Source organism: Campylobacter sp. 2018MI13, from assembly GCF_018501135.1.
Classification (GTDB): Bacteria; Campylobacterota; Campylobacteria; order Campylobacterales; family Campylobacteraceae; genus Campylobacter_E.
Genome location: NZ_JAHCZC010000033.1, coordinates 1 through 18,463, shown reverse-complemented (window position 1 = coordinate 18,463; position 18,463 = coordinate 1). Strand labels below are relative to the sequence as shown.

Below are 18,463 nucleotides of genomic sequence, written 5' to 3'. Positions count from 1 at the left end.
ATATAAAGCTTTCAAGATAAATAAATCTTGATTCTAAATTCTGTAAATAAAAAGAATAAAAATAAGTAATAATAAAAATTGCTATATAAATTAATATGAAATTTTTCAAGCTTAAAGTCTTAATTAAAGTATTTTTATTCCAATAAAAATAGCCATAAATCATCATAGGAAAATAGCATAATAAATACAAAAATACTTCTCCAAAAAGTCTATTCATATAAGCAATATAAGCATAAATTAAAGCATTAAATACACCTACAATAAAGCATAATTTATTTTTTACTCCCATTAATAATACATATAAAATTCCAGTAAAAAGGGCAAAAAAGTTTAAAATATTTGAATTGGTAAAATAAGCAAAAGCTAAACTAAAAATAAGCGAAGTTAAAAATAATCTCATAATATCTCCTTAATCAGCATTACCTGTCCAAGTTCAATGGGTTTAATCTCAGCTAAAAGCACCCCAAAAAAATCTTATTATAATTATAAAAATTAATAATCTTATTAATCAATTTGTTTTATAATCACAGCTTTTAATTTACACCAATTTGGAGGTCAAAATGGCTTTGGATTCGGCAAGAAAAGCTGAAATTATCAGCAAATATGCAAGATTTGGTGGCGACACAGGTTCGTCTGAAGTTCAAATTGCTTTACTTACAGAAAGAATTGCGATATTAACAGAACACTTAAAAGTATTTAAAAAAGACTTTTCATCAAGACTAGGACTACTTAAATTAGTTGGTCAAAGAAAAAGACTTTTAAAATATTTAAAAGCTACAAAATACGATGTTTATGTTAAATTAATTAACGAATTAAACATTAGAGATAAATAATTCTTAGCCCCTTTTTGGGGCAAAATACTATGATTTTATACGATAATTTAGAAGAAATTACCTACCTTGAAAAACTAGCAAATTATCTAAGCTCTAAAGATATTGAGCTTGTTTTAACTAACAATGATGAAATGCAAGAAATCAATAAAAATACAAGAAATATTGATAAAACTACTGATGTTTTAAGTTTTCCACACGATAATTCTTTTTTAGATACTAATTTTTTAGGCTCATTAGTTATTAATACCGAACTAGCAAAAACTAAAGCTTGTGAATTAGGGCATAGTTTAGAAGATGAAATATCTTTATTATTTATTCATGGAATGTTACATTTATTAGGGTATGACCACGAAATAGATAATGGCGAAATGAGAGCAAAAGAGATTGAGCTAATAAAAGAATTTAATTTACCAACAAGCCTTATAGTAAGAACTTTAGATTAAATCTTTTTATGTAGAATGATAACTATTTTATTTTTTAAAAGGATATTCTATGGAACAAAATGCTTTAGTTCAATTTTTACCATTAATCGTATTATTTGCGATTTTTTATTTTTTAATTATTCGCCCACAACAAAAACAAGCAAAAGCACATAAAGAAATGCTAAATTCACTTACTAAAGGTGATAAAATAGTTACTAATGGTGGTTTAATTGTTGAAGTTGTAAAAGCTGAAGATGATTATTTAAAAATTAGATTAAATGATGATGTTGTTGCTAAATTAGATAAAAATTTTGTAGCTAGAAAAGTAGAAAACACAAATAATTCGGAAGCAACAAAATAATGCGTAATCAAAAAACAAAAAGTATCACATATCGTTTTTATGTTTTAGTTTTTGTTACACTTTTTGGCATATTTTTAAGTGTGCCAAGCTTTTTTTCTATAAATGGTCCTAAGATTAATTTAGGGCTTGATTTACAAGGCGGACTTCATATGCTTTTAGGTGTAGAAACCAATGAAGCTATAAAGTCTAAAGTAAAATCAATCGCTTCAAGTATTAATTATTCTTTTAATAAAGAAAATATTTTAACTGATGGATTTAAAAGTAATGATGGTGTAATACATTTTGAACTACTAGATAAAGATGATACTGCTAAAGTAGATAAAATAATTAAAGAACTAAAAGGCTTAAAAGTTAGTGTTAATAATTCTTTTTATGAGATTACTTTAACACCTGAAGAAGAAGTTCAAACTGCTAAATTTGCAATAGATCAAGCTGTAGAAACTATTAGAAATAGACTTGATTTATTTGGGCTTTCAGAGCCAACTGTTGCTAAACAAGGTGAAGATAAAATCTTGGTTGAAATTCCAGGCGTAAAAACTGCTGAAGATGAGCAAAGAGCTAAAGATTTAATAGCTAAAGCTGCACATTTACAACTAATGGAAGTAGATAGAGCTAAGGCTGATCAAGGCAATATGTTAAGCCCTGAAGAAGCAGCAAGTTATGGAGATATTATTTTACCTGATGTAAAAGATAAAAATATTAAATATGTTTTAAAAGAATTACCTATTTTAGATGGCTCTATGTTAATTGATGCTAGAGTAGGATTTTCTGATAAAACTGCTCAACCTGTTATTAATTTTACACTTAATTCAGAAGGTGCAAAAATATTTGGAGATTTCACAGGTAAAAAAGTAGGTCATCAATTAGCAATAGTTTTAGATGGTAAGGTATATTCAGCTCCTAGAATTAATGAAAGAATAGGTGGTGGTAGCGGACAAATTAGTGGGAATTTCAGTGTTGAAGAAGCACACGATTTAGCTATCGCACTAAGAAGTGGGGCTTTATTAGCACCTGTTAAATTACTTGAAAAAAGAAGTGTAGGACCAAGTTTAGGTGCTGATAGTATCGAGCAAAGTTTAGTTGCACTTTTAGGTGTATTTTTGATGATTGTTGTTTTTATGGGAGTTTATTACGGAATTAGTGGTTTGTTTGCAAATATTGCTCTAATTTCTAATATATTCTTATTAGTAGCAGTAATGGCACTTTTTGGAGCAACGCTTACTCTTCCTGGTATGGCTGGGATTGTTCTAACTGTCGGTATGGCTGTAGATGCGAATGTTATTATTAATGAGCGTATTAGAGAGCTTATAAGAGATGGCGTTAATTTAAGAGATGCTATAAATAATGGTTATCATAACGCAATGAGTGCGATTTTGGATAGTAATCTAACTACTTTAATTACAAGTGCTGCATTATATGCTTATGGAACTGGTGCTATTAAAGGATTTGCTGTTACTATGAGTATAGGAATAATTGCATCAATGATAACAGCAATTATAGGAACTCATGCTTTATTTGATTTGTTTGCTAATAGAATTGAAAAAAGTGGCAATACAAGACTTTGGTTTGGTTATAGGAGAGTGTGATGCAAGTATTTTCTAGTAAAAAAATATATGATTTTATGAGGCTTAGATTTGCATCTATTGGCTTATCTTTTGTTTTAGTTATTGGCTCTATTATTTTATTATTTACACAAGGTCTAAATTATGGAATTGATTTTAGTGGTGGGACTTTAGTTCAGATAAAATATACTAATAAAAATGCTCCTTTAGATGATATTCGTAATATTTTAAATCAAAATGAAGCTTTAAAAGGTGCTAGCGTTACGGAATTTGGAAGTAGTGATGAAGTAGTAATTAGATTTTCAAGTTCAAGTGATAGCTTGGGTAAAGATGTAGGAGATACTATTGTAAAAATGTTATCTTCAACAGGCGATATTGAGCTAAGAAGAGTTGATATTGTTGGACCAAAAGTTGGTGGAGAATTAAGACAAAAAGGTTTAATGGCTATTTTAGTATCTTTTGCACTTATTTTAGTTTATATAGCTATTAGGTTTGAATGGCGTTTTGCTATGGCTGCAATTATTAGTGAAATTCACGATATTGTAATAGTTATTGGAGCGATTTCTCTTTTTCAAATTGATGTTAATCTTGATACTTTAGCAGCTATTTTAACCGTTTTAGGCTATTCACTAAATGATACAATTATTATTTTTGATAGAATTCGTGAAAGCATAAAAGAGAGTAAAAGCACTAATTTAGGCAGTATTATTAACGAAAGCGTATCAGCAACCTTATCAAGAACAACTCTTACATCAGGAACAACACTCTTTACGGTTTTAATTTTGTTTTTTTATGGTGGAGACATGATACACGGCTTTTCTCTTGCTTTAATAGTTGGGGTTATTGCAGGAACTTTAAGTTCAATTTTTGTAGCAAGCCCACTTTTAATGTGGTTTAATTTTAGCGTTAGTAATTATAGAACTAAAGAGCTTGATAAAATCAAGAAAAAAGAAGAAAAAGAACGCCTAAGAGCAATGTATGAAAAAGGACAATTATAATGGATTTTGGAAGAGTAATTCATATATTCTTTACATTGATGAGCTTAACTACAACGGCTGGCTTTTTATATTATCAAAGCCCTGTGGCATTATTTATAGCAGCTAGCATTAATTTGGTTTCAACACTTTTAAAAATTGGTGTTAGAAATATTTTAAGCACAGAGATTTTTGCAAGTTCACTTGTAACTGATGTGCATTTAATAATAGCTTTTGTTTTAACTCAAATTTATGGAACTAGTATGAGTGATTTGGTATATAGTATGACAATAGGTGCTGTAATATCAAATATATTTACACTTATTTTAGTATTGATTGAAGCTATTAAAAATAAAGATGAATTTTAAGGACTAATTTATGTATAACGCAAAAGAAGTTGAGAAAAAATGGCAAGAAATTTGGGATAAAGAGAATTATTACGAACCTAGTAATGATTTTAGTAAAGAAAAAAAATATATATTATCAATGTTTCCATACCCAAGTGGTAAAATTCATATGGGACATGTAAGAAACTATGCAATAGGTGATGCTTTAGCAAGACGCTTTAGAACTATGGGCTATAATGTTTTACACCCACTAGGGTTTGATAGTTTTGGTATGCCTGCTGAAAATGCTGCTATAAAATATGGGCTTCATCCTAAAAAATGGACTTATGAAAATATTGATTATATGAAAAAAGAGCTTTATTCTTTAGGTTTTTCGTTTTCTAAGACAAGATTGCTTGCTACAAGTGATGAGATTTATACTAAATTTGAGCAAGAAATTTTTGCAAAAATGTATGAAGCAGGTCTAATTTATACAAAAAAAGCTAATGTAAATTGGTGTGATAATGATAAAACCGTTTTAGCAAACGAACAAGTTGAAGATGGCAAATGCTGGAGATGTGGTCATGAAGTAGAGCAAAAATCTATGAATGGCTATTATGTAAGAATTACAAAATATGCTGAAGAATTATTAAAAGATTTAAAATATTTAGAAGATAAATGGCCAAATCAAGTTTTAACAATGCAAGAAAATTGGATAGGCAAAAGCGATGGATTGGAATTTGAATTAGATGTATCAAGTTCTAATAAAGATTTAGATGGATTAAAATTCAGCGTATTTACAACCCGTGCTGATACGATTTTCGGACTTTCTTATTTTGCTTTAGCACCTGAACATGAAATTACTAAAAAAGTTTTAGAAACTAATTTAATAAGTGAAAATGATAAAGACAAAATTAAAGCTATGCAAAATATGAGTGCTAAAAATAGAGCTCAAAGTGAAAAAGAAGGCGTATTTTTAGGTATTTATGCAATTCATCCAATAACTAAAGAAAAATTACCTGTATGGGTAGCAAATTTCGTTTTAGCTGATTATGGTAGCGGTGCTGTTATGGCAGTTCCAGCTCACGATGAAAGAGATTTTGAGTTTGCTAAAAAATATAATTTAAATATAAAATATGTAATAAATGGCGAAAATAAAAAAGATAATGAGCCTTTTACTGAATATGGAATTTTATTTGATAGTGCAGAATTTAGTGGCTTAGATAGTGCTAGTGCTAGAATTGCAATTGCTAAAGAATTTGAAAATAGAAAAATCGGTAAAAGTATAATCAATTATAAATTAAGAGATTGGGGTATATCTCGTCAAAGATATTGGGGAGCTCCTATTCCGATTGTTAAATGCGATACTTGTGGAAGTGTAGTTGAGAATAACTTGCCTGTAGCTTTACCTGAAGATGTAGTAATTGATGGAGAAGGAAATCCACTTGAAAAACACCCTACATTTAAACAATGTAAATGCCCTAAATGTGGAAAAGACGCAATTAGAGAGAGCGATACAATGGATACATTTTTCCAAAGTTCTTGGTATTTTGCAAGATTTGCAAGTAATCCTAGCAATTGGAATACAAAAGCAATTGATGATGAAGCAAAATATTGGATGAATGTAGATCAATATATTGGTGGTATTGAACATGCGATTTTACACTTATTATATGCTAGATTTTTCCAAAAAGCTCTAAGGGATTTAGGATATTTAAATGTAGATGAGCCGTTTGAACGCTTACTTACTCAAGGTATGGTTTTAAAAGATGGTGCTAAGATGAGTAAAAGCAAGGGCAATACGGTTGATCCTGATGATATTATTAAAAATTACGGAGCTGATACTGCAAGACTTTTCATACTTTTTGCTGCACCACCTCAAAAAGAATTAGAATGGAATGATAGTGCGGTTGAAGGTGCTTATAGATTTTTAAATAGACTTTATGATAAGGCTTTAGGGATTAATGTAGTTGATTTTAGTAATATAAATCACGCAAATCTTAGTAAAGATGATAAATTAGCAAGACTTAAAGTATATGAAGCTTTAAAAAAGGCTGATGATGTATTTAATAAAACTTACGCATTTAATACATTAATAGCTGCTTGTATGGAAGGCTTAAATGCTTTAAATAACGCAAGTAGTGATGAAGTTTTAAGTGAAGGTTTTGCAATAATTTTAAGCATACTTGACCCAATTATTCCACATTTAGCAAGTGAGTTAAGTGAGAAATTATTTAATAGAACAAATATTAAAACTTATGAATTAAAAGAAGAAGTATTTGTAAGTGATACAATAAAACTTGGAATTAGTATTAATGGTAAAAATAGAGCAGAGATTGAAGTTGATGCAAATGCTAATCAAGATGAAATTATCAAAATAGCAAAAGATAAAGCAGCTAAATGGCTAGAAGATAAGATTATCGTAAAAGAAATTTATATTCCTAATAAATTAGTAAATATTGTAATTAAATGAAAAAAATACTTTTAAGTTTTACATTATTTTTTTGTGCTTGTGGCTATGCACCTTTGAATGTAGCCACTAGCAAAATGTTAGGCGAAAGTGTCAATGTAATTACTATTATAAATAAGGCTGAACCTAAAGATAGTATTACTTTAAATGATAATTTTACGAATTATGTAGAACATTATATGCATAAAAGTGTTAGTAAAACTGCAGATAGTAAGATTATTTTAAGAATTCTTAGTAGTGAATTTATACCTTTATATTATGATGAATTTGGATACGCTAAGAGCTATAAAGCTATTATTAGATTAGAATTTAATGTAACTTTTCAAGATGAAACAACTAAAAAAATTATAACTTCAGGCGAGCATATTTTTAATACAAATACAATTAGTGTTTTAAGTGATGAGCAAAAAAGTAGAGCTATTAATTTAGCTAGCCAAAAGGCGTTTAACGAATTTGCTTTAAGAATTATTATGTAGTTAATAATTAATTTTGTTTTGTTAGTATTAAGAAAAAATTTTAAAGAGAAAAAATGTCTATTAATATTAATGTGATTGCTAAAGAAACAATTGTAGAACTTACCAAAAGGAACTTATTATTAACTCCTGAAAATTATTCAGAAGTTTTTGATGAGATTGCTAAAAAGTATGGAAGAACAACTCAAAATATTGATAAAATTCAAGGGTATATTTCTAAATTAAATCCCACATTAGCTCAAGATGTAAAAGGAAGAAATGTAAAAAGCTTAGAAGAATTAGTAGTATTTTTAATCTCTAAAGCTAATGGTATAAAAGAGGATAATAGTGATAAAAAGCTCATAATAAACTATAATATAATTTGTAAAAAATTATTAAAAATATTATCAAATTTACCAAATAAATCAACTAAAACTCTTAGTGAAGAAGCTTTAAATAAATTAAATAATTCAAGTCTAAAAACATTAGAAGAATTAAAAAAAGATTGGATTAGGGTAGATGATGATTTATTAGAACTTAATAATAAAATTCAACATTTAGGATTAAACTCAAGAGATGATTTTTTAGAAATTTTAGATGAATTATCTTTAAAAATTGAAAGAAATAATTCTAATGCAGTGTGTGAAAATTTAGCTCCATCTGTGGCTTATTCTTTAACTCCATCAATTGCTAATTATGTAAATGATGAAATCAATCAGTTTTGTGAGAGTATAAATGCAGAACCGCAAATATTAGGCGTAAAGCAAATTACAGAGCAATTTAGAAATCTAGTTAAAAAAAGAATAGATATTGATAGAGCAGAAATTTCAAGTTCAAATAAAGTTTTAAATGATGTTTTGGAGCAAATTAGCGATAAGATTGTAAGTATTCTTAGTATGGCTACAAATTCTCAACAAAAAGTTCAAGAAATTAAAAAAGAAATTGAAAGTATTAAAGCTGAAGATGAAGCTATGCAGACTATTAAAGCAAGATTGATAGCTATAGTTGCTATGTTTGAAAAAGAAATAATAGATTTAAAAGAAAAAACAAAATTAGATGCCGATACTTTAGGTGATCTTAAAATTAAAGTTCAAGGCTTAGAGCAAGAAATTAATAAACTAAGGGAAGAAACTCAAGTAGATTTTCTAACTCAACTTGCAAATAAGCGTCAATTAGAAGAACAATTAAAATTAGCTGAAGAATCTTATGAAAGATATAATATAAATTATTCAATAGCATTTTTTGATATTGACCATTTTAAGTTTATAAATGATACCTATGGACACGCAGCAGGAGATACTATACTTGCTAATTTAGGAAATATTATTTTAAATAACATTAGAAAATTAGATTGTGCGGGAAGATATGGTGGGGAAGAATTTATGGTAATTCTTCCACATTCATCAATTGATGATGCAGTAAAATTTGCTGAAAAAATTAGAGTTTTAGTATCAGAACAAAAGTTTTTATGTAAAGGTAAGACTATTAGTATAAAAGTAAGCGGTGGTGTAAGTGATAGAAGAAGCTATGAGACCCAAGAGCAATTTATTGAAGCTGTTGATAAATTATTATACGCAGCAAAAAATGCAGGTAGAAATAATATAAAAAGTGCAAGTAGAAAATAAACTTTCAAATTATTTAGATAATTTAGCGGAATTTTACGAGAAATTTGACCTTTTTAAGGCTCATAGATTTAAGCATTTGCTAAATTATGATTTTGATACAAAAGTAGTGCAAATTTTAGGCACTAATGGTAAAGGTAGCACGGGAAGATACCTTGCTTTAATGCTTAGTGATAGCGGGTATAAAGTAGGGCATTTTATAAGTCCACATATATTTTCTTACAAAGAAAGATTTAGTATATTTCAAAATCAAGTTATGCAAGATATTGATTTAGACATAGCTCATAATATTTTGCAAGATAAATTAAAAAAGCTTAATTTAAAAGAAAATCTTAGTTATTTTGAATATTTATGCTTTTTATCACCTATTGTTTTTAGTGAGTGTGATTATGTTATTTTTGAAGCTGGACTTGGTGGAGAATACGATGCTACAAGTATTTTTAAAAGAGATTTATGCGTATTTACTCCGATTAGTATTGACCACGCCGATATTTTAGGTTCTAATTTAGATGATATTTTTAGAACTAAAATTAAAGCAATGTGTGGTGTTAATATTTTTGCTAATAAAAATGAGATGATATTAAAAGCGGCCATTCAAAAAGGAGTTAAGGCTAGTTTTTTGAGTGCTGATTATTCAAAATTATGCCTTGATGAAAATGAGTTTTTAAAACATAATTTTAGCTTAGCTCAACTTGCATATTTTGAGTTAGAAAAACATTTTTATATAGGCAGAGCAATTAAATTAGATTTAAGAGCAAGATGTGAAAAATTAGCAAGTAATTTAATAATAGATGTAGGGCATAACGCTGCAGCTGCAAAGAATTTAAATCAAGAAATTAAAAAACAATTCCCAACTAAAGTTAGTTTAATTGCTAATTTTTTTGCTAATAAAGATGTAAAAGATATTTTAAATATTTTAAAGCCAAGTATTAATGAAGTTTTGATTTTTAATTATGAAAGCGAACATAGAGCTTTAGCAAATGTTAAAGAGATTTGCAAAGAATTAGACATTAAATGTAGTGATTTTAGTGATTTTGATATAGATAAAAATTATGCAGTTTTTGGCTCTTTTATGCTAGTAGAAAGGTTTTTGAGATTTTATGCAAGCAAATCTTTATGAGTATTTAATAAATAATAAAAATTATGCAAAAATTATTATATGTGAAGACTTAAACGAAGCAAAATCTTTATCAAATGTAGCTTTATATTTAGGGATAAATAGTTTTATTTTACCTGATTTTAGAGCAGAGATTAATGACGATTTACGCTCGTTTTCTATGGAATTATTTGATATTTCAAAAGTTTTAAGTGATTATTACGATTATCAAGATAAAAAGATTTTAATAATCCCTATTAATACTATTAAAAAACCACTTCCAAGTAAAGATGATTTAAAGTGTTTAAAGATTGAATTTGGCGATAGGATTAATTTAAATTCTTTAGCAAAAGAGCTTTTAAGGTTAAATTATAATTTAGTTGATATGGTTCAAAGTCCAGGAGAATTTAGTATAGGTCATGAAAAAATTGATATTTTTTCATTGAAATATGAAAATCCAATTAGAATAGTTTTATTTGATGATGAAGTAGAAAGTATTAAATATTTTGATGCAAGTTCTGGACTTAGCTATAAAGAAGAGCGTGAATATTGCGATATTTTGCCGTTAATTTCATATGTAAGCGAAGAAAAATACGAAGAAATCAAAGAAAGTATTTTAAATAATGATGATTTAAATGAATACGAAAGTGTATTTTATTGGCATTTAAAACTTAGTAATTATTTAGAGTTTTCTTATGTTTGCACGAAAGAATTTGAATTAGGAAATATAATTTCTAAAGCTAAAAAATATAGCGATATGGTGTTTAATCCTAGCAATGATTTTTTCAAATTAAACTCAAATAAAAAGATAAAATTACTAGCTAGTAACGAGAATAAATTCTTAGATTATAAATTAGGTGAAAATGTAGAAAAAATCATCTCAAATGCAGTTTTAAATATTCAAAGCGATGATGAATTAATATTAAGTCTTAATAAATATTATAAAAAAGAGAAAAAATATAAATCAAGCATAGTTTTAGATGAGCTTATAAAAAATGATTATGTAGTTCATGAGCGATACGGCGTAGGTAGATTTTTAGGATTAGAATTAATAGAAAATGAAGGAAAAAAGCAAGAATTTATTGTGATTGAATATCAAAATGAAAATAAATTGCTACTTCCAACTAGCTCACTTTATTTGCTTGATAAATACATTTCAAGCTCAATTCCTGAACTTGATAAATTAGGCAAAAATACTTTTGTAAAACTCAAAGAAAAACTTAAAACTAAATTATTAGCAATTGCAGGTGCTATTACTGAACTAGCAGCAAAAAGGCAGTTAATTGTAACAAAGGCTATTAAAAAACCACTTGATTATGAGATATTTAAGGCTAAAGCAGGATTTGTTTTAACAAGTGATCAAGAAAAAGCAGTTAATGATATTTTTGAAGAGATAAGCAAATGCACTCCTATGGATAGATTACTTAGTGCTGATGTTGGTTTTGGTAAAACCGAAGTCGCAATGCACGCAATTTTTGCCTGTGTTAAAAATGGTTTAAATGCCTTATTTTTTGTCCCGACTACACTTTTATGCTCTCAACATTATAAAACACTTAAAAATCGTTTAGAGCCTTTTGGAATTCAAGTTTTTAGACTTGATAGATTTTCTAATACTAAAAAGGCTATTATGAATACAAAAGAGCCAAAGGTTATTATAGGAACTCACGCTTTACTTAGTTTAGCAATTGATGATGTTGGACTAATCGTAATTGATGAAGAACATAAATTTGGTGTAAAACAAAAAGAAAAATTAAAAGATATAAGCATAAAAGCTCATCAATTAAGTATGAGTGCTACTCCAATCCCAAGAACGCTTAATCAAGCTTTAAGCACACTTAAGACTTATTCTCAAATTCTAACTCCGCCTAATGATAGATTAGATGTAAGAACTTTTGTAAAAACTTATGATGACGCTTTAATTAAAGAAATCATAGCAAGAGAGCTTAGGCGTGGCGGGCAAGTATTTTACATACACAATCATATAGCTTCAATTGAACATAAAAAACGCTATTTAGAAGAGCTTTATCCAAAGCTTAGAATTTTAGTTTTACATTCAAAAATACCAGCAAATGAAGCTGAAGAAAAACTATTTGAATACGAAGAGAAAAAGTATGATTTATTATTATGCACGAGCATTGTTGAAAGTGGAATTGATTTAGCAAATGCAAACACCATAATAGTAGAAAAATCAAATCATTTTGGCATAGCTGATTTGCACCAACTTCGTGGTAGAGTAGGTCGTAGCAAAATACAAGGATTTTGTTATTTTCTAGTTGATAACGAAGAAAGCGTTAGTGAAGATTCTAAGAAAAGATTATTAAGCTTAGCTAGTAACTCGTATTTAGGCAGTGGTAGCACTCTAGCTCAAATGGATTTAGAAATAAGGGGCGGTGGTAATTTATTAGGTGCTGAACAAAGCGGTCATATAGAACAACTTGGCTATGCACTTTATATTAAAATGCTAGAAGCTGAAATTAATAGACTAAGTAAAGGAAATATCACAAAAGAGATTAAATACGAGCAAAAATTATTAGTAAATGCTTATATAAGTGATTATTTAGTGCCTAATGATAAGCTAAGATTAAGCCTTTATAGAAAAATAAATGAGTGTGATAATTTAGCTAGTTTATCTACTATGCAAGATTCTTTTAATGATAGATTTGGCAAATGTGATAGCTATACAAGAAATTATTTTTCACTTATGGCAATTAAAATTTTATGTATTAAGCACGGATTTTGCGAAGTTAGTAATTATGAGCAAAATATAAAACTTTTAAAAGATAATGGTGAAAGAATTATTTTAAAAGCATCAAGCAAAAGCGATGATGATATAATAGATACTTTATTAAAATATTTAAATTCTTTATAAGAATTTAAATATTAATTCGGATTAATTAATTTGCTCAAGCATACTTAAAACTTCTTCAAAAGCAAAAGCCTCATCATTTCCTTGTCTTAAAAAATCATTCATATAATCTTTTTTACTCATTGCAAAATCAAGCTCTTTATCGCTACCTTTTACATAAGCACCAATTCTAATTAGAGTTTCGTTTTCTTTTAAAACTGAATTAAGCCTTTTAAACTTAGCAGCATTTTTTTTATGTTCAGGCGTTACTACATCTCCCATAACCCTACTTGCTGAATTTTGAATATTAATCGGAGGATATATTCCAAAATCAGTTAGGCTTCTATCTAATACAATATGCCCATCAAGAATTGACCTGCTTTGATCAGCAATAGGATCGCTCATATCATCTCCATCAACTAGCACGGTAAAAAATGCTGTAATAGTTCCTTTACCTTCTTCTTTACCAGCTCGCTCCATTAATTGCGGCAATAGATTAAATACACTTGGTGGATAGCCTTTAGCAGTAGGTGGCTCTCCAAGAGCAAGACCGATTTCGCGTTGAGCCATAGCAAAACGAGTAACGCTATCCATTATAAATAATACATCCATTCCTTGCTCTTTAAAAAATTCAGCCACACTCATAGCACAAAATGCCCCATATTTACGCATTAATGCACTATCATCGCTAGTCGCAACTATCATAACGGTATCATCCATTTTACCGCCTAAATTCTTATGTATAAACTCAGGAATTTCTCTACCACGCTCACCTATTAAAGCAACTACTTTAACGGCTGCAGGGGCATTTTTAACTATCATTCCCATAAGAGTTGATTTACCAACCCCAGAGCCAGCAAAAATGCCTAATTTTTGTCCTACTCCACAAGTTAAAAGCCCATCAATACTTTTAATACCAACAGGAAAAGGCTCACTTATAAGCCCACGCTTAAGTGCGTCTATTGGTGCTCTTAAAATAGGCATCATTTTACTTGGTGTGATTTTTTCTTTTCCATCTTTTGGACGCATAAATGGATCAACCACACGCCCAAGTAATTCCATAGAGCAAGGAATTTTCATTCCTGCTTCTTCTAAAAATGCTTTATCTCCGATTTTAAAGCCTTCTACAAAATCAAAAGGGCTTAAAAATGAAATATGCTCTTCAATCTTAACAACCATTGCATAAGCGGTTTTTTCCTCGTTTTCAAGTCTTATAACATCGCCTACGCTAGTGATTAATCCTTTAATCTCTATACTAATTGCAGAGATTTTGTATATAAAGCCAAAATTTTGTGAAATTGGTATTTTTGATATTTTATTTTTAAGTTTTTCTAAGTTCATTTTATTAGTGAATAAAATTCTTTCCTAGTTCTTTCATCGCTTAAAAATATGCCTTTAAGAGAACTTGTTATTGTTTTAGAATTTACTTTTTGAATTCCACGCATTTGCATACATAAATGCTCAGCTTCAATAGTTACAGCAACACCTTTTGGCTTTAATATTTCATATAAAGCTAGGCTAATTTGTTCGCATAATTGTTCTTGGATTTGCAATCTTCTTGAATAAACTTCAACAAGTCTAGGTAATTTTGAAAGCCCAACTACTTTTCCATTAGGTATATAAGCAATATGAACTTTTCCAAAAAATGGTAATAAATGGTGTTCGCATAAGCTATAAAAATCAATGTCTTTTACTAAAACCATTTCATTGTTATCAGTGTTAAAAATAGCTTCGTTTAAAATTTCTTTTGGATTTTTTGTATAGCCACTACATAAGAATTCATATGATTTTTGAACTCTTTCAGGTGTTTTTACTAATCCTTCTCTATTTGGATTTTCACCAATTTTTATTAATAAATTTTTAATTAAGTCTTGCATTCTTTACCTTTATATTTTGCCAATGATTAATTTTTTTAGCTAGAATTGTGCGAAATATTTTACAAAAGGTAGTTTAATGAAACTTAGTACAACAAAAATTGATGAAATTAATTACTCAGTAAGTGGTGTTATAGAAAAATCTTTAATAGATGAAAAGGTTAAAGAAATAGCTGTAAAAGCTAGTAAAACTATGCAAGTTGCTGGTTTTAGAAAAGGCAAAGTTCCTGTAAATGTTGTTTTAGATAGATATAAAGATTCTTTACTAAAAGACGCAGAACAAGAAGCGATTACAAGTGCTTATAAAAATGCAGTTAAAGAAACAGGTAAAGATGAAAAAGAATTAATCGGTGAGCCAAGCTTTAAAAAATTCGATAGAAAAGATAATGGAATTGAATTTGAATTCGTAGTTTCTTTTAGACCAACAATTGATTTAAGTGGTTATGAAGCATTAGTTCCTGCATTAAAAATAGAAGAAATTAAAGAAAAAGATATTAAAGCTAGAAAAGAAGCTATGCTTAAGCAATTTGCTCCATTAGAAAAAACTAAAAAACAAATCTTAAAAAAAGGTGATTATGCTAAGTTTGATTTTGAAGGATTTGTTGATGGCGTTGCTTTTGAAGGTGGTAAAGCAGAAAATTATATGCTAGAGATTGGAAGTGGTCAATTTATACCAGGATTTGAAGATGGTATGATAGAGCTTAAAGTTGGCGAAGAAAAAGATATAGAAGTAACTTTCCCTGAAAATTATCAAGCAGCTCATTTAGCGGGTAAAAAAGCAGTATTTAAAGTAAAATTACATGAAATTCACGCAAGAAAATTACCTGAAATTGATGAAGAAATGCTTAAAAAATTACTTCCTGGTGTAGAAAACCCAACTGAAGCAATTTTAGATGAAAAAATAAAAGAACAATTAGAAACAGAAGCTAAATTTAAACAAATTGATGAAAAATTAAAACAAGAATTTGTTGAAAAAATGCTAGAAAAATATACTTTTGCAGTTCCACAAAACATTTTAGAACAAGAAACTAATTTGCAATTTAATCAAGCTGCAAGAAGCTTTAGTAAAGAAGAATTTGATAAATTAAAAGATGATAAATATTTAGAAGAAAAAAGAAAAGAATATGAAGCAGAAGCTTTAAAAAGCGTAAAATTAACTTTCATTGTTGATGAATTAGCAAAATTAAGAAATGTAGTTGTAAATGACCAAGAAGTAGCACAAGCTATTTATTTTGAAGCTTTAAGATACGGAATGGACCCTAAACAACTAATAGAAAACTATACAAAAAATGGCACATTACCAGCTGTTAGAATGAGTTTGGTAGAAGAAAAATTATTTGCTGATTTATTTTTAGGAAAAGATAAATGAGCTACATACCTTATGTAGTAGAAAAAACTAGCAAAGGCGAGAGAAGTTATGATATTTACTCTCGCTTACTTAAAGATAGAATTATTCTTTTAAGTGGTGAAATAAATGATGATGTAGCTGCTAGCGTAGTTGCACAATTATTGTTTTTAGAAGCTCAAGATTCTACTAAAGATATTTATTTGTATATAAATAGTCCTGGTGGAGTTGTAACTAGTGGTCTTAGTATATTTGATACAATGAATTATATTAAACCTGATGTTAGTACAATTTGTATAGGACAAGCTGCTTCAATGGGAGCATTTTTACTTAGTTCTGGAGCTAAAGGTAAAAGGTTTGCTCTTCCAAATGCTAGAATTATGATACATCAGCCTTTAGGCGGTGCAAGAGGTCAAGCGACTGATATTGAAATTCAAGCAAAAGAAATTTTAAGATTAAAAGCAATGCTTAACAAAGTATTAGCTGAAAATACCGGTAATAAATTGGCAAAAGTTGAGAAGGACACTGAACGCGATTATTTTATGAGTTCAGAAGAAGCTTTAAAATACGGACTAATTGATAAGGTATTAGAAAAAAGTTTTAAATAGGATAGGGCTTTGAATAAAGAGATAATACACGATGAATCTCCTAAGATTCAGAAATTAAGTGGTGGAGAATTTGAGAAATTTACTCAACAAGTAATTAAACAACTTATAGAGGATAATGTTCCACCAACTCCTACTAATTATTCTATTTATTTTGAAAAAATGTTAGATACTAAGCCTATGGCCTTTAAAAAAAGAGTAACAGAAATGATTACTTATGAAAAAGAAGACCAAAGTAATAAAGTTGCTGTAATAGAACAAGACATTAAAGAAACCTTTGTAAATATAAAACAGCTAGTAGGTTCTATTGCAACAATTTATAAAAATATAAGCACAATGAAAGCTTTAATTAAGAAAAAAATAGGCGATTTGAGTATCGCTACTGGTTCTTTATCTATTCAAAATATTTTAAGGTCTTTAGATAGTGATATGGCTAAACTCACCACAGCCCTTGATATTCAATTAAATAGTATAAAAAAAGGTTATGATGAGATTGTAAAAATACATAATAGGGTGAATGAGCAGAGTGAATTTGATGATAAATTCGGAGTGTTTAATAAAAGATATTTATATAATAATATTACTCAAGACATAGAAGATATTAAAAAATATGGCTATTCAATATCTTTAATGTTTGTAAAGATTAAAGATAGTTTATTAAATACAATTGAATTACAAAAAGATAAAAATCTTTTGATGAGAAATGTTGCGAAATTATTATTAAAAACCTCAAGAAGAAGCGATGTTGTGGCACATTATGGAGATGGTATTTTTGTAATGGCAATGAAACATACAAATATAGTTAATGCAAAAAAAGCTTGTGAGAGAATTTCAGACTTATTTTACAATACAACATTTTTTATAAATGATAATGAAATTGATATTAATATAGAAATGAGCGTTGTAGCACTTAGTGGCGATAATTATGAAGAACAGATTCTTGAGGCTATTAGCGTATTACCGAATACTGGTAAAAATAAAGAAATTTATGCTGTAGTTGGAGATAGTGAAGAAAATGATGCTTAAATTAATAACTTATCCTAATAAATTATTATTTACTAGGAGTGAAGAAGTTAAGGTATTTGATGAAGAGTTACATACATTTTTAGATGATATGTATGAAACTATGATTTCATCTAGTGGTATAGGTTTAGCAGCAATACAAGTTGCAAAACCTTTAAGAATATTTTTGATTAATTTATTAAATGAAAATGAAGAACAAAATAAAGATGATTTGATTGAATTTATTAATCCAATAATAACACCTATTGGAGAAGGAACTCAAGTTTATGAAGAAGGTTGCCTTAGTGTTCCTGGTTTTTTTGAAGAAGTAACTAGATATAATAAAATTAAAGTTGATTATTTAGATAGATTTGGAAATCAAAAAACTTTAGAAGCTGAAGGGCTTTTAGCGGTTGCTATTCAACACGAAAACGACCATCTTGATGGACATTTATTCATAGAAAAAATATCATTTAGTGGAAGAAAAAAATTAGAAAAACATTTAAAAAGTTCTAAAAAGCCTAAAAAATAATTATGGCTTTTTAGATTATTGTTTATATCTTCATTTATTTTTCAAAATAATTTATACTTTTATAATTCATAGTGATATTTTAAAAAAGTATAAAAATATTTATTGTTAAAATCTTTTGGAATTTAATTTACAATGCTTTTAT

Annotated in this window: 18 protein-coding genes; 15 read left to right on the top strand and 3 right to left on the bottom strand. The window is 28.2% G+C overall.

From position 1 onward, the window contains the following. Positions 1-400 (bottom strand): nicotinamide riboside transporter PnuC (gene pnuC, locus KJQ99_RS04875; RefSeq protein WP_214150169.1); only part of this gene is annotated, 400 nt, incomplete at its 3' end. A gap of 160 nt (positions 401-560) precedes the next feature. Between pnuC and rpsO the strand changes: the two genes are divergently transcribed. Genes rpsO through mfd form a run of 11 tightly spaced genes read left to right on the top strand, consistent with a single transcriptional unit; the run spans position 561 to position 12,987 of the window. Then, entirely contained in the window at positions 561-833 is a 273-nt protein-coding gene (rpsO, locus tag KJQ99_RS04870; RefSeq protein WP_214115856.1) for a 30S ribosomal protein S15, read from the top strand. Positions 834-862: 29 nt separating this feature from the next. Next, positions 863-1,276, top strand: a complete 414-nt coding sequence (ybeY, locus tag KJQ99_RS04865; protein WP_214116010.1) for an rRNA maturation RNase YbeY — start codon at positions 863-865, stop codon at positions 1,274-1,276. Between the two features lie 49 nt (positions 1,277-1,325). Then, positions 1,326-1,616, top strand: a complete 291-nt coding sequence (yajC, locus tag KJQ99_RS04860) for a preprotein translocase subunit YajC (RefSeq protein ID WP_214115855.1) — start codon at positions 1,326-1,328, stop codon at positions 1,614-1,616. Beyond that, a complete protein-coding gene (gene secD / locus KJQ99_RS04855; RefSeq protein ID WP_214115854.1) occupies positions 1,616-3,202 on the top strand; it encodes a protein translocase subunit SecD in 1,587 nt (528 codons plus the stop codon). Before yajC ends, secD begins: the two co-directional genes overlap by 1 nt. Next, positions 3,202-4,176 (top strand): protein translocase subunit SecF, encoded by a 975-nt coding sequence (gene secF / locus KJQ99_RS04850; RefSeq protein WP_214115853.1) that lies wholly within the window; start codon positions 3,202-3,204, stop codon positions 4,174-4,176. Before secD ends, secF begins: the two co-directional genes overlap by 1 nt. Next, positions 4,176-4,520: a DUF6394 family protein gene (locus KJQ99_RS04845; protein WP_214115852.1), complete on the top strand. Its 345-nt coding sequence runs from the start codon at positions 4,176-4,178 to the stop codon at positions 4,518-4,520. The genes secF and KJQ99_RS04845 overlap by 1 nt, the downstream gene beginning before the upstream one ends. 10 nt (positions 4,521-4,530) lie before the next feature. Further along, positions 4,531-6,951 carry a leucine--tRNA ligase gene (leuS, locus tag KJQ99_RS04840; protein ID WP_214115851.1) on the top strand — a complete coding sequence of 807 codons (2,421 nt, stop codon included), beginning with the start codon at positions 4,531-4,533 and terminating at the stop codon, positions 6,949-6,951. Continuing rightward, entirely contained in the window at positions 6,948-7,424 is a 477-nt protein-coding gene (locus tag KJQ99_RS04835) for a hypothetical protein (protein WP_214115850.1), read from the top strand. The genes leuS and KJQ99_RS04835 overlap by 4 nt, the downstream gene beginning before the upstream one ends. Before the next feature lie 53 nt (positions 7,425-7,477). Beyond that, positions 7,478-9,025 (top strand): GGDEF domain-containing protein, encoded by a 1,548-nt coding sequence (locus KJQ99_RS04830; protein WP_214115849.1) that lies wholly within the window; start codon positions 7,478-7,480, stop codon positions 9,023-9,025. Beyond that, positions 9,009-10,142, top strand: coding sequence for a Mur ligase family protein (locus tag KJQ99_RS04825; RefSeq protein WP_214150168.1), 1,134 nt, complete (start codon positions 9,009-9,011; stop codon positions 10,140-10,142). Before KJQ99_RS04830 ends, KJQ99_RS04825 begins: the two co-directional genes overlap by 17 nt. Next, complete coding sequence (gene mfd, locus KJQ99_RS04820) at positions 10,123-12,987, top strand: transcription-repair coupling factor (protein WP_214150167.1); 2,865 nt, start codon at positions 10,123-10,125, stop codon at positions 12,985-12,987. Before KJQ99_RS04825 ends, mfd begins: the two co-directional genes overlap by 20 nt. A 21-nt stretch (positions 12,988-13,008) precedes the next feature. Here the strand turns inward: mfd and fliI are convergent, their stop codons facing one another. Then, positions 13,009-14,304 carry a flagellar protein export ATPase FliI gene (gene fliI, locus KJQ99_RS04815; protein WP_214115846.1) on the bottom strand — a complete coding sequence of 432 codons (1,296 nt, stop codon included), beginning with the start codon at positions 14,302-14,304 and terminating at the stop codon, positions 13,009-13,011. Beyond that, positions 14,301-14,840 carry a GTP cyclohydrolase I FolE gene (gene folE / locus KJQ99_RS04810; protein ID WP_214120540.1) on the bottom strand — a complete coding sequence of 180 codons (540 nt, stop codon included), beginning with the start codon at positions 14,838-14,840 and terminating at the stop codon, positions 14,301-14,303. Before folE ends, fliI begins: the two co-directional genes overlap by 4 nt. Positions 14,841-14,916: 76 nt before the next feature. Here folE and tig point away from each other — a divergent pair, with 76 nt between their 5' ends. Genes tig through def form a run of 4 tightly spaced genes read left to right on the top strand, consistent with a single transcriptional unit; the run spans position 14,917 to position 18,321 of the window. Next, positions 14,917-16,206 carry a trigger factor gene (gene tig / locus KJQ99_RS04805; RefSeq protein ID WP_214120539.1) on the top strand — a complete coding sequence of 430 codons (1,290 nt, stop codon included), beginning with the start codon at positions 14,917-14,919 and terminating at the stop codon, positions 16,204-16,206. Further along, a complete protein-coding gene (clpP, locus tag KJQ99_RS04800; RefSeq protein WP_214115843.1) occupies positions 16,203-16,790 on the top strand; it encodes an ATP-dependent Clp endopeptidase proteolytic subunit ClpP in 588 nt (195 codons plus the stop codon). Before tig ends, clpP begins: the two co-directional genes overlap by 4 nt. A gap of 9 nt (positions 16,791-16,799) precedes the next feature. Beyond that, positions 16,800-17,813, top strand: a complete 1,014-nt coding sequence (locus KJQ99_RS04795) for a GGDEF domain-containing protein (RefSeq protein ID WP_214115842.1) — start codon at positions 16,800-16,802, stop codon at positions 17,811-17,813. Continuing rightward, the gene (def, locus tag KJQ99_RS04790) at positions 17,803-18,321 is read left to right on the top strand and encodes a peptide deformylase (RefSeq protein WP_214115841.1); all 519 of its coding nucleotides are present in this window, start codon (positions 17,803-17,805) and stop codon (positions 18,319-18,321) included. The genes KJQ99_RS04795 and def overlap by 11 nt, the downstream gene beginning before the upstream one ends. Positions 18,322-18,463: the final 142 nt, after the last annotated feature.

What these genes read in the sequence shown, in the direction of transcription:
- rpsO (WP_214115856.1), top strand. Translation starts at nt 561, where the DNA reads ATGGCTTTGGATTCGGCAAGAAAAGCTGAAATTATCAGCAAATATGCA.
- secD (WP_214115854.1), top strand. Translation starts at nt 1,616, where the DNA reads ATGCGTAATCAAAAAACAAAAAGTATCACATATCGTTTTTATGTTTTA.
- tig (WP_214120539.1), top strand. Translation starts at nt 14,917, where the DNA reads ATGAAACTTAGTACAACAAAAATTGATGAAATTAATTACTCAGTAAGT.
- KJQ99_RS04830 (WP_214115849.1), top strand. Translation starts at nt 7,478, where the DNA reads ATGTCTATTAATATTAATGTGATTGCTAAAGAAACAATTGTAGAACTT.
- def (WP_214115841.1), top strand. Translation starts at nt 17,803, where the DNA reads ATGATGCTTAAATTAATAACTTATCCTAATAAATTATTATTTACTAGG.
- KJQ99_RS04835 (WP_214115850.1), top strand. Translation starts at nt 6,948, where the DNA reads ATGAAAAAAATACTTTTAAGTTTTACATTATTTTTTTGTGCTTGTGGC.
- secF (WP_214115853.1), top strand. Translation starts at nt 3,202, where the DNA reads ATGCAAGTATTTTCTAGTAAAAAAATATATGATTTTATGAGGCTTAGA.
- yajC (WP_214115855.1), top strand. Translation starts at nt 1,326, where the DNA reads ATGGAACAAAATGCTTTAGTTCAATTTTTACCATTAATCGTATTATTT.
- mfd (WP_214150167.1), top strand. Translation starts at nt 10,123, where the DNA reads ATGCAAGCAAATCTTTATGAGTATTTAATAAATAATAAAAATTATGCA.
- ybeY (WP_214116010.1), top strand. Translation starts at nt 863, where the DNA reads ATGATTTTATACGATAATTTAGAAGAAATTACCTACCTTGAAAAACTA.
- clpP (WP_214115843.1), top strand. Translation starts at nt 16,203, where the DNA reads ATGAGCTACATACCTTATGTAGTAGAAAAAACTAGCAAAGGCGAGAGA.
- KJQ99_RS04845 (WP_214115852.1), top strand. Translation starts at nt 4,176, where the DNA reads ATGGATTTTGGAAGAGTAATTCATATATTCTTTACATTGATGAGCTTA.
- fliI (WP_214115846.1), bottom strand. Translation starts at nt 14,304, where the DNA reads ATGAACTTAGAAAAACTTAAAAATAAAATATCAAAAATACCAATTTCA.
- leuS (WP_214115851.1), top strand. Translation starts at nt 4,531, where the DNA reads ATGTATAACGCAAAAGAAGTTGAGAAAAAATGGCAAGAAATTTGGGAT.
- folE (WP_214120540.1), bottom strand. Translation starts at nt 14,840, where the DNA reads ATGCAAGACTTAATTAAAAATTTATTAATAAAAATTGGTGAAAATCCA.